The sequence below is a fragment of the Mucilaginibacter sp. SMC90 genome (genome assembly GCF_022811725.1).
Classification (GTDB): domain Bacteria; phylum Bacteroidota; class Bacteroidia; order Sphingobacteriales; family Sphingobacteriaceae; genus Mucilaginibacter.
In genome coordinates this window covers 7,066,235-7,077,041 of record NZ_CP094527.1, presented here as the reverse complement: position 1 = coordinate 7,077,041, position 10,807 = coordinate 7,066,235, and the positions used below count along the sequence as shown (strand labels likewise).

The 10,807-nt window shown below is 42.3% G+C and carries 8 protein-coding genes; 4 read left to right on the top strand and 4 right to left on the bottom strand.

The genetic code is table 11. The features are described from left to right. Positions 1-44 precede the first annotated feature (44 nt). Positions 45-1,616: a 2-oxoglutarate dehydrogenase complex dihydrolipoyllysine-residue succinyltransferase gene (gene odhB / locus MTO98_RS29490; RefSeq protein WP_243482620.1), complete on the top strand. Its 1,572-nt coding sequence runs from the start codon at positions 45-47 to the stop codon at positions 1,614-1,616. Positions 1,617-1,776: 160 nt separating this feature from the next. Here odhB and MTO98_RS29485 read toward each other — a convergent pair whose 3' ends face one another. From MTO98_RS29485 to uvrA, 4 genes are all read right to left on the bottom strand, one after another. After that, entirely contained in the window at positions 1,777-3,417 is a 1,641-nt protein-coding gene (locus tag MTO98_RS29485; protein WP_243482619.1) for an ABC transporter substrate-binding protein, read from the bottom strand. A gap of 89 nt (positions 3,418-3,506) precedes the next feature. Further along, entirely contained in the window at positions 3,507-4,304 is a 798-nt protein-coding gene (locus tag MTO98_RS29480) for a Fic family protein (RefSeq protein ID WP_243482618.1), read from the bottom strand. An 87-nt stretch (positions 4,305-4,391) separates the two neighbouring features. After that, positions 4,392-4,985 (bottom strand): glycoside hydrolase family 19 protein, encoded by a 594-nt coding sequence (locus MTO98_RS29475; RefSeq protein ID WP_243482617.1) that lies wholly within the window; start codon positions 4,983-4,985, stop codon positions 4,392-4,394. 237 nt (positions 4,986-5,222) lie between these two features. After that, on the bottom strand, positions 5,223-8,111 hold the full coding sequence (gene uvrA / locus MTO98_RS29470) for an excinuclease ABC subunit UvrA (protein WP_243482616.1): 2,889 nt from the start codon (positions 8,109-8,111) through the stop codon (positions 5,223-5,225). A 505-nt stretch (positions 8,112-8,616) separates the two neighbouring features. Here uvrA and MTO98_RS29465 point away from each other — a divergent pair. The 3 genes from MTO98_RS29465 to nth all read left to right on the top strand — a co-directional run bounded on the left by MTO98_RS29465 (position 8,617) and on the right by nth (position 10,715). Further along, a complete protein-coding gene (locus MTO98_RS29465; protein ID WP_112575763.1) occupies positions 8,617-9,201 on the top strand; it encodes an RNA polymerase sigma factor in 585 nt (194 codons plus the stop codon). A gap of 264 nt (positions 9,202-9,465) precedes the next feature. Then, a complete protein-coding gene (locus MTO98_RS29460) occupies positions 9,466-9,660 on the top strand; it encodes a hypothetical protein (RefSeq protein ID WP_243482615.1) in 195 nt (64 codons plus the stop codon). A gap of 302 nt (positions 9,661-9,962) precedes the next feature. Then, entirely contained in the window at positions 9,963-10,715 is a 753-nt protein-coding gene (gene nth, locus MTO98_RS29455; protein ID WP_243482614.1) for an endonuclease III, read from the top strand. Positions 10,716-10,807: the final 92 nt, after the last annotated feature.

The window sequence follows — 10,807 nt, the reverse complement described above, 5'->3', positions numbered from 1 at the left end:
GATATTAGTTCATTTTTAAAAATATAAAATCTACAACAAACAATATGAGTTTAGCGATTAAGGTGCCTACCGTAGGCGAATCAATTACGGAAGTAACCCTTGCAAGCTGGAAAAAGAAAGACGGAGACCATGTAGAAATGGACGAAGTTATTGCCGAGCTGGAATCAGACAAGGCTACTTTTGAGCTTACTGCCGAAAAAGCCGGTACTTTAAAGATCGTTGCCAATGAAGGTGATGTATTAGCTATTGGCGCGGTTGTTGCCAATATTGAAGATGGCGGCGCTGAGGCTGCTGCCCCTGCTAAGGAAAGCGCACCGGCTGCACAGCCACAGCCTGAAGTTGTTGCTAACGCTCCGGCCCCTGTAGCCGCTGCTCTTGCTTCATCAGGTGCTGTCGAAATAAAAGTACCACCCGTTGGTGAGTCAATTACTGAAGTGACATTATCGCGCTGGATAAAAAAGGACGGTGAAGCTGTTGCCATGGATGAGGCTATTGCCGAACTGGAATCAGATAAAGCTACTTTTGAGCTTACCGCCGAAAAAGCAGGCACTTTAAAAACCATTGCTAAAGAAGGTGATGTATTACCTATCGGCGCTGTTGTTTGTACTATTGAAGGTGCCGGTGCTTCGCAGCCTGCAACTACCCCGGTTACCCCGGCCGTAGTTAGTGCTGCCGATGAATCACCTCGTGGTGGTGCTGCTGTTGAAAGTGCTAAAACTTATGCTTCGGGTACACCATCGCCTGCGGCAGCCAAAATACTGGCCGAAAAAGGTGTTAATGCCGGTTCTGTATCAGGTACAGGTGTTGATGGCCGTATCACTAAAGGTGATGCATTAAACGCACAGGCTCCGGCTGCTAAACCTGCCGCTCCCGCTCAGCCAGCTGCTGCCCCGGTTGTTGCTTCAACTGGTGGTGCCCGTGACGAGAAACGTGAGAAAATGACTTCATTGCGTAAAACCGTTGCCAAACGTTTGGTATCGGTAAAAAATGAAACAGCTATGCTAACCACCTTTAACGAGGTAGATATGCAGCCGATCATGGAATTACGCGCTAAATACAAAGATAAATTCAAAGAAAAACACAATGTTGGCTTAGGCTTCATGTCGTTTTTTACCAAAGCCGTTACCGAAGCCCTGAAAGACTGGCCGGCTGTTGGTGCACGTATTGAAGGTGAAGAGATTGTTTACAGTAACTTTGCTGATATCTCAATCGCTGTATCTGCCCCTAAAGGTTTGGTTGTTCCGGTTATCCGAAATGCCGATAGCATGAGCCTTGCCGAAATTGAAAAGGCTATTGTTGTGCTTGCAGGCAAAGCCCGCGAAAACAAACTGACCATTCCTGAAATGACAGGTGGTACATTTACCATTACCAATGGTGGTGTGTTTGGGTCAATGTTATCAACTCCTATCATCAATGCCCCTCAATCGGCCATTTTAGGTATGCATAATATCATTGAGCGCCCTGTGGCAGTAAATGGTCAGGTAGTTATCCGCCCGATGATGTACCTTGCCCTGTCATATGATCACCGCATCATTGACGGCCGCGAATCGGTAAGCTTCCTGGTAAGGGTTAAACAATTGCTTGAAGATCCTGCAAGGTTGTTGTTAGGTGTATAACCCTGCAAAAACTTTATAAAAAGAGATCCCGGTTGGTTTTTTCCCTTCCGGGATTTTTTTTGATCCGTATGTTGGAATCAAATCATAAATGGGAAAATAACAAAGCAGTTCAAAAGCTTTTGTATACAAATCCTGATCTCTGATCTCCAACCTCTAATCTCTAATACGAACTCTTCACCACTCTTTTAAGCACCAATAAATTTTGCCCGTTAAGGCTGTAACCGCTGATGTTGTTTTGATAAAGGTTTACCAGTTTATCATAGTATAACACTACGATGGGCGATTGCTCCATCATCAGGTTATCCATTTGGCGGTAGATGGCAAATCGTTTTTCATCATCTTTTACCTGGTAGGTTTGCTCAAAAAGCTCGTCGAATTTTTTGTTATTGAACCCGGTGTAATTGGGGCCGAAAGGGATTTTGTTTTTAGAGTAAAATACCGAAAGGTAATTTTCGGCATCGGGATAGTCTGCTATCCATGAGCCGTAAAAAAAGTTAATGCCATTCTTGGAGATCAGCTCGCGTAAGCTTGCCCCCTGGGTTATCTCCACATTTGTTTTTATGCCGATGCGTTCCAGCTGGCCCTGTACATATTCTATCAAACTGCGATAACCGACAGTTGTAGCCAACGTAATTTCGGGCATATTTTTACCATTGGGATAACCTGCATCCCGAAGCAAACAGCGGGCTTTTTCCGGGTCGTACGTATAGCCTTTTACACCAGTTCCGTTAAAGCCGGGCATACCTTCGGGCACAAAACCTTCATAGCCAGGTGTACCCATACTGTTGCGCAGGTATTTGATCATCTTTTCGCGGTCGATAGCATAGTTGATGGCCTGCCTGATCTTCAGTAGTTTTAAAGGGGATTTTTTTACGATTGGCAAAGTGGTGTCAACCAGCATGCCCAGGTAAATAGTGTTTAGATAAGGGGCTGTATTAAGTATAAATTTACCTTTATATTTTTGCGTTATCTTGCCCGCCTTGGTGAGGATGTCATCGCGGTAGCTGCCATCAATATCATTCAAAAAGTCGATGTTCTTTTTTACAAACTCAAGGAAAGATGTTTGCTTATCGGCGATGAAGGTGGAGCGGATAGCATCAAGATAGGGGAGATGGTTGCCTTTTTTATCCTTTTCCCAATAATGCTCATTTTTTAAAAATACCAGTACTTCGCCCTCCTTCCAGTATTTAAACCTGAAAGGGCCGGTACCCACCGGGTGGCTTCTGAAATCCTTACCATAAAACTCAACTACTTCTTTGGGTACTACAGAGCAATATTGAGCCGTAAGCAGGCTTAAAAATGGTGCAAAAGGCTGTTTAAGCCTTATTTGAAAAGTGCTATCGTTTGGTGCTGTAAAAGCGGTTTTGTCTTTTACCTTATCACTAAAGATCCAGGAACCCGACGAGGCTACCTTCGGATCGATCAGCCTGCCAAAGCTATAAGCGAAATCTGATGCCACCGCCCTTCGGCCTATGCCATTTGCAAAATGAGGATCGTCATGAAAGTAAACGTCGTTGCGCAGATGGAAGGTATAAAGCAAGCCATCGGCAGATGTTTCCCAGCTTTTGGCTATACAGGGAATGGTTTTTAAACTATCATCAATTTGCACCAGGCCATTATAAAGCTGGTTGTCCATCCATATGGTATAATGGTTGCGGCAAAAAGCTGGATCAAGCGAGGTGAGGCCCTCTTCCAGGTTGATATTAAAAACAGTTTTATGCTGATCGGAAGATTTATCGGTATGGCACGAGCAAAGCTGAACGGAAAATAATATAAAAAGGTAAGTGATCAGCTTATTCATTCAGGCTAATATATCAAATATCGCGTTAGCGATGTGGAAGAATAGCCGATTATTACGCGGGAATGATGGATCGTCTGACTGTTGAAAAACTAAAACAGAAAAGTAAAGCCTTTTCCTTTTGATGGCCTTTTCATTTCCTCAAATTTTTCAATTTCCTGGTTGAGTGAAAAGGCATATTCGCCGTTCATAAACTCGCGGAATATTTTAATGTTTTCTTGCTGACGGGTATCAATTAGCGCCTGAATATAGGCTGCTTTATTTTCACTACGTACAATTGCCAATGGAAGATTATACCAGGCCTGAATATAATTCATTAACAATCGCGAAGTGCGGCCATTGCCATCATAATACGGGTGTATGCTTACAAGATTGAAATGTGCATCAAAGGAAAGATTGAGTTGTTCGGCAATAGATAAAGGAGAGGTCATTGACTCGTGAAGCTTTGTTAACAAGTCATTCGTCAGTCGTTCTACTTTATCAAAATTTGGGAAATAGGAGATACCCGCAGTAACATTGCCTTTGCGGAATGCCCCGGTTCGAGAATTTATTGTGCCAAGCATGGTATTGTATACCTTGCCTGTGTTTTTCATAACTAAAGCATTGATGTTTTTTAGCAGAGATACAGATAGCGGCTTTTTTTCTTTGGCATTCGCGATTGTGAAAAGAAGAGCGGCATGATGATCTGTTACCATCAGGCTGTCTTCTAACGGTTTGCCGTTGGGGGTACGGCCTTCATTGATCAATACTTGTGTTTCAACCTCTGTCAATGTTGAGCCCTCTATCCGGGTGGAATGATGGTCAATAGAAATCAGGTTAAACCGGTCATGATCGATCACATCAGCAATGCCAAGCTCATTATATTTTTCTATAAGACTAAGTATTTCCATTATCTCGCTAACGCGAAAATACTTATAAGTTTTAATATGTAGAGATTCAGTTGTTCGGGGGAGCAAACCCCGAACAACTAAGTTTTGCTATGCGTCAATCCCGGTCAACCCTTTGTAAAAGTGTTTTGAATACCCGGCTATTAGCACATCCTGATCGTTCCCGTTAATAATGCGTCGGGCATTGATCCAGTCGGCATGGGTATCGTCAAAATACTTGCCGAGGCCAACACCGGTAAACATGCCTTTGGTCATGCCGTCAATCATGATCTTTGCTGCAATATCTGGTTGTAAGGCCAGTTCCGGATGGTTAAGCAGATCGACATTTAAATGCCTGCCGATGGCTTCATAGTTTTCATACCAGGTTAATTGTACAAAACCACGACCGTAATACAATTGATCGGGCGTTGTGTAGGGAACACGGTGGTTTGGGCCGGCACCCATTTTTAATTTTTCGCCATAAGCACGGCCTTTGCCTTTACCAAATTCGGTAACCGGCTGCATGGTTCCTGCACATTCATGGTAAACAGTCCCCAGCATGTAGGCTACTTTGCGTTGGTCGGTAATGCCGGCATCTGCAGTTGCTTTTAAAATAGTTTCAATGCCATCAACCTGGCTTTGTGAAAGGTGACCTTTAAATACAGTGTCACGAATGGTGTCATAAAATTCTTTTGTACCTGGCATAGCCGTAAAATTTAGGTTTTAGTAATACAAATAAGATACTGTAAACGAACGTTTCAGATTAAATAGGTGCGGAGCAGAATAAAGATAGATATTCGTGTTTGGAATATCAATGCTGATGTTCAAAGAGTTGCGAATGAGCCGCAAGTTTATTTTAGGTCCCGTTCAAAGGGCTGAAAGCGGGATAACCTTATAGGGGAGATTTAAAAGCACCCGGGGCAAAACCGGGTGCTTTTAGTTTCAGAACCTGTCTTTTAAAAATTTACCGGTATAGCTGTCTTTTTGTTTTAAAAGGTCTTCGGGTATACCTTCAAACACAACTTTACCACCACGATCGCCGCCTTCGGGGCCGATGTCTATAACCCAGTCGGCACATTTGATCACGTCCATATTATGCTCAATAACAATAATGGTATTGCCATGATCAAGCAACGCATCAAATGATTTCAGCAGTTTTTTGATGTCGGCAAAATGTAAGCCTGTGGTAGGCTCATCAAAAATAAAGAGCGTTTTATTGGTGTTATTACCTTTTACCAGGAATGATGCCAGCTTGATACGCTGGGCTTCGCCGCCTGATAAAGTATTTGACGACTGCCCTAACTGAACATAGCCCAGGCCAACATCAACCAAAGGTTTTATTTTAGCGATGATCTTAGGCTCTTTGGCAAAAAACTCAACAGCCTCATCAATGGTCATGTTCAGGATATCCGATACATTTTTTTCTTTGTATTGGATGTCAAGGATGTGTTGCTTAAAACGATGGCCTCCGCATGTTTCGCAGGTTAGGAAGATATCGGCCATAAACTGCATCTCTATCTTAACTTCGCCTTCGCCCTGGCAAACATCGCAACGACCGCCTTCAACGTTAAATGAAAACGCAGATGGTTTTAGCCCCGCAGCTTTAGCCGCCGGCTGGCCAGCATACAGATTGCGGATCTCGTCCCAGGCTTTAACATACGTAACCGGGTTTGAGCGTGAGGAACGGCCTATCGGGTTTTGATCAACCATTTCAACCTGTTCAATTTTGCCGTAATCGCCATCAATGGCATCATATGAACCCGTTTGCTCGCCCGAATAATTGCCTAATACTTTTTGAACGGCAGGGGCAAGGATGCGTTTTACCAAACTGGTTTTACCTGAGCCGGATACACCGGTAACAACCGTAAGCACCCCTAACGGAAATTTTGCGTTAACGTGTTTAAGGTTGTTTTCGCGTGCGCCTTTTATTTCGATAAAATCATGCCATTTGCGGCGGCTTGAAGGAATCGCTATCTCTTCGCGGCCGCTCAGGTATTTACCGGTTAAGCTTTTATCATCCTTTATAATTTCATCATAAGTACCGGTGAAAACCAGTTCGCCGCCGTGCGTGCCGGCTTCCGGGCCAATATCAATGATATGGTCGGCAGCTTTCATGATCTCTTCCTCGTGCTCAACAACCAATACGGTGTTGCCCACATCGCGAAGGGACTTTAATACGGTGATCAATCGTTGGGTATCACGCGGGTGCAAACCGATGCTTGGCTCATCCAAAACATAAACCGAACCCACCAGGCTGCTGCCCAATGAGGTAGCCAGGTTAATACGCTGCGATTCACCGCCCGATAACGTATTTGACAAACGGTTAAGCGTTAAATAGCTCAAACCTACATCATTTAAAAAGCCGAGACGATTGGTTATTTCCATCAGCAGGCGTTTACCGATCTTGGCATCAGTTTCGCTTAGCTCCAGTGATTTGAAAAATTCAAATGCCTTATCCAGCGGCATCAGCACAACATCGGTAATTGATTTTTCGCTGATCTTAACATAAGAGGCATCTATCCGCAGGCGACTGCCTTTACACTCAGGGCAGGTGGTTTTACCCCTGTATCGCGATAGCAAAACACGATACTGGATCTTATAGGTTTGCTCTTCCATCTCCTTGAAAAACTCATCAAGGCCACGGAAAAACTTGTTACCTGTCCATAACAGGCGCTGTTCTTTTTCGGTTAGCTGATTATATTGGCGATGGATAGGGAAATCAAATTTTAGCGCATGCCTTACAAGTGCATCATTCCATTCGCGCATTTTTTCGCCGCGCCATGGGGCAATAGCGCCCTCGTAAATGGATTTGCTTTTATCTGGTATTACCAAATCTTCATCAATGCCAATCACCTTGCCATAACCCTCGCACTTTTTACAGGCACCGTAAGGGTTATTAAAGCTGAAGAAGTTTGGTGTAGGCTCTTCAAATTTTAGCCCGTCCAGCTCAAAACGATCGCAAAAAAAGCGTTCGTGTTCGGTTTCGCCATCCGGCTCCTGGAAGCGCACAAAGCAATCACCTTTTCCTTCAAAAAAGGCAGTTTGTATAGAGTCGCCTAAACGGCTAACGGTTTCATCTTCTTCGCTTTTGGTAACACGGTCAACAACTATACGTACAACGGTTTGCTGGTCGGTTTCTGTAGTTGCTACTGTAGCTTTTTTCGCTTTGGGCTTCTTGATCTCAACCACCGGTTCAGCAGCTATTAAAGGGACGTTCTCCACCGTTTCATCCTCTAATAAAGATTCAATGCGCGAAAGTTTGCCATTGTATTCAACACGCACAAAGCCTTTTTGCATTAAAACAGCAAGCTCTTCTTTAAGGCTACGGTTATTATGCGGGTGCAATGGTGCAAGAATAGTTACCTGGGTTTCATTAGGCAGCGAAAGCACAAAGTTCACCACATCGGTAACCGAATCTTTTTTTACGATATTACCTGATATGGGCGATATGGTTTTACCGATGCGTGAGAATAGCAGCTTCAGGTAATCATAAATTTCGGTTGATGTACCAACGGTTGAGCGGGGATTGGAAGTGATCACCTTTTGCTCTATTGCTATGGCAGGGGCAATACCTTTAATATAATCAACATCGGGCTTGTTCATACGGCCCAGAAACTGACGGGCATATGATGAAAGGCTTTCCACATAACGGCGCTGGCCTTCGGCATATAAAGTATCGAAAGCGAGCGATGATTTGCCCGAGCCCGACATGCCCGTAACTACCACCAGCTTGTTTTTGGGGATAGCCACATCAAGGTTTTTGAGGTTGTGTACCCTTGCACCTTTTATGATAATATGTTTTTGCGGATCTTTTTCTGCTTCTTTACTCATTCTGTTGAATTAGTTCAAAGTTGATGGTTTATAGAAGATAGCCATGAATTGGTTGGTTGATGGCAAAATTTGTACCATGAACCATGATCTATGAACCATGAACTTTTCGGAATGCAAAAATCCTAAAATATTTAGCAGAATCCAAATGAGTTTTGATTGTTTGTTGGATTAAACTACGTGAATTATTGGAGTTTACAGTTTACTGACTTTTTAAAGTTTAATGTTGTTTTAACAACTACTTTTTAAAAAATTTATTTTGGTGAATGATTAAACCTTCGGTATTAAAAGTCAGTCTAAAGAGAGCTGGCCAAATAAATGATTGTTTAATGGTCGGTTTTGCCGATTAAATAGTAAAGTTGAGCTTTAAAAAAAAATTTTATTTGTTTTTTTGCCAATAATTTATTTTATTTGAGGAAACAAATCTTTAACCCCTAAGGAGCAAGCTATAGAATACACTTTACTTTAAAAGGTTTTAACTAAAAAATAAGTTTAAGTAGTACTTTCTATGGATTTTCAATTGAAAAGTGATCAGGATCTAATCCATCTATATGTAGCCGGCGACGAAGCTGGCTTGGTAGAATTGATAAGGCGTTACCAATCAAAAATATACACTTCTATTTACCTGCTGGTAAAAGACGAATACCTTGCTGAAGATATTTTTCAGGATGCGTTTATAAAGGTGATCAATACTCTCAAAGCCGGGAAATATAACGAAGAAGGTAAATTTTTGCCTTGGGTAACCCGTATTGCGCATAACCTGGTCATTGACCATTTTCGCCGTGAAAAACGTGCACCAATGATAAGCAATGGCGATGATTTTGATATTTTCGAAGTGCTTGGAAATTATGACGAAAGCACAGAAGACAAGATGGTTAGGGATCAGACCCACAAAGATCTTAAAGCGCTGATCCAGCTGTTACCGTCAGAACAAAAGGAGGTGCTGATTATGCGCCACTTTGGTGATATGAGCTTTAAAGAAATTGCCGATATTACAGAGGTTAGTATCAATACAGCGCTTGGCCGTATGCGCTATGCGCTTAACAATCTCCGCAAAATGATGCAGAGCAAAGAGCTTAGCCTTAAAAATTAAAGGTTAAGCAAATCTATATAAAAGGTTAGAATATTATTGTTTAGGTTAAATGTCAACAATAATATTCTAACCTTCTTTTTTGCCCGCACTTTTGATAAGTTTTCATTAGGTGTTGATATAAAGTGGCTTACTGTTATAAAAGTGTGCCTAACGCCTCCCAGGCCTGAATTTCTTGAAATAAAAATTTCATTTAATTTTCATTTAACAAAATATTATCTTTAAGCCACCGTTATAAACCATATAAAAATTATAGTAAATAAGCTTATGGATGAAACCTTTACAAAAACGTTAAATGCATTAGCTAACGAAGCTGAAATGAACAGGAATGCACAAGAAAATCTGGATGCCGACGAAGTGATTTTTTACAATTCAATTCGTACTGGTTTAGATCTGCTGATCAGGAAACCTAAAGTGCAAACCATACACCAGATCCTGGATTATTCAAAAAGCTTACGTTAGTAGTTATTGCAGATTCCCCCACTGGTTCATAGATCATAATTGTTGAGAAGGTTGCCGATGCGAATCGAAGAAAACCGAAACCCAATGAATGATTTATGAACCTTTCTATTTTAAAACGGTTCAGTAGTTCACTGGTTCATTCGTTCATTGGTGAAAAGTTTGATAAGGTTCATTAGTTCAGTGGTTCATTCGTTCATTGGTGAAAAGTTTGATAATTTTGACGCTTAGTTTAGTATGGATCGTTCTATTCATAACGATAAGCAAGGCACCAATAAACTAATGAACAAATGAACCAGTGAACTATGTTAAAAGCCGAACGCTACCGCCATTTTGTTGAATATTTTTCTAAAAACCAACCTAATCCTGTTACGGAACTCCATTACAATAATCCGTTTCAGTTACTGGTGGCAGTGATACTCTCGGCACAGTGTACTGATAAGCGTATTAACCAGGTAACTCCGGCGTTGTTTGAGCGTTTCCCCACAGCTCAGGATCTTGCTGCCTCAACATCCGACGAAGTTTTTTCATACATCCGCTCTGTAAGTTATCCTAATAATAAAGCTAAGCACCTGGTAGGCATGGGCAAAATGCTTATCGAAGTTTTTAATGGCGAAGTGCCTGCCGGGATAGAAAACCTGCAGAAATTGCCGGGTGTAGGCCGCAAAACAGCCAATGTAATAGCTTCGGTTATTTTTGAAGAACCCGCCATGGCGGTTGACACCCACGTGTTCAGGGTAGCTAACCGCATTGGTTTAACAAATAACGCGCGCACGCCACTTGCAGTTGAAAAACAACTGGTTCAAAATATTCCTAAAGAATATATAGCTGTTGCACATCATTGGCTGATATTGCATGGCCGTTATATTTGCCTGGCACGCAGCCCTAAATGTGATGTTTGTCCGCTAACCTGGTTTTGCCGGTATTACGAGCGTAACAATACCGAGGCAGCGCTGCAACGTGCCGAAGCCGCTAAAGTTAAAAAAGCCAAAGAAGCTAAAAAGAAAAAGGCACTCAATACCATAAGTAAGGAGTTGAGGAAGAGGAGTGTGGAGTAAGGTTGATTGGGAGAATGGTTGATTGAGTGAATGGTTGATTGAGTGAATGGTTGTCTATCTTCGCCATACTAAACTAATCCCCCCTCACTTAA

What these genes read in the sequence shown, in the direction of transcription:
- odhB (WP_243482620.1), top strand. Translation starts at nt 45, where the DNA reads ATGAGTTTAGCGATTAAGGTGCCTACCGTAGGCGAATCAATTACGGAA.
- MTO98_RS29485 (WP_243482619.1), bottom strand. Translation starts at nt 3,417, where the DNA reads ATGAATAAGCTGATCACTTACCTTTTTATATTATTTTCCGTTCAGCTT.
- MTO98_RS29480 (WP_243482618.1), bottom strand. Translation starts at nt 4,304, where the DNA reads ATGGAAATACTTAGTCTTATAGAAAAATATAATGAGCTTGGCATTGCT.
- MTO98_RS29475 (WP_243482617.1), bottom strand. Translation starts at nt 4,985, where the DNA reads ATGCCAGGTACAAAAGAATTTTATGACACCATTCGTGACACTGTATTT.
- uvrA (WP_243482616.1), bottom strand. Translation starts at nt 8,111, where the DNA reads ATGAGTAAAGAAGCAGAAAAAGATCCGCAAAAACATATTATCATAAAA.
- MTO98_RS29465 (WP_112575763.1), top strand. Translation starts at nt 8,617, where the DNA reads ATGGATTTTCAATTGAAAAGTGATCAGGATCTAATCCATCTATATGTA.
- MTO98_RS29460 (WP_243482615.1), top strand. Translation starts at nt 9,466, where the DNA reads ATGGATGAAACCTTTACAAAAACGTTAAATGCATTAGCTAACGAAGCT.
- nth (WP_243482614.1), top strand. Translation starts at nt 9,963, where the DNA reads ATGTTAAAAGCCGAACGCTACCGCCATTTTGTTGAATATTTTTCTAAA.